Below are 271 nucleotides of genomic sequence, written 5' to 3' on the forward strand. Positions count from 1 at the left end.
ATTCTCCGAGAAGACCGCCGCGGTACGGCCATATCGAGAGTGGTTGGCAAGCTTCAGCGCCTCATCCGGCGTGCGGAAGGTCGTGGAGCAGATGAGCGGACCGGCGATCTCCGCGTCCGCCACGCCCATGGCGGGCGCCACATCGCTCACAAGCGTCGGCGGGAAAAAGCGGCCCTCTCCCGGCATGTCGGCGTCCGCCTGCCAGACATCTGCGCCTTCGGTGCGCGCCGTCTCCACCAGCGTCGTGAGACGCGCAAGATCAGCATCGTCT

General features: G+C 66.8%; 1 protein-coding gene. It reads right to left on the reverse strand.

Going from position 1 to position 271, the window contains the following annotated elements; genetic code table 11:
* Nucleotides 1-271: aldehyde dehydrogenase family protein (locus CH341_RS32560; protein ID WP_146604776.1), on the reverse strand; the 271-nt coding region annotated here is incomplete at both ends.

Origin of the sequence: Rhodoplanes roseus (assembly GCF_003258865.1) — a bacterium.
GTDB lineage: Bacteria > Pseudomonadota > Alphaproteobacteria > Rhizobiales > Xanthobacteraceae > Rhodoplanes > Rhodoplanes roseus.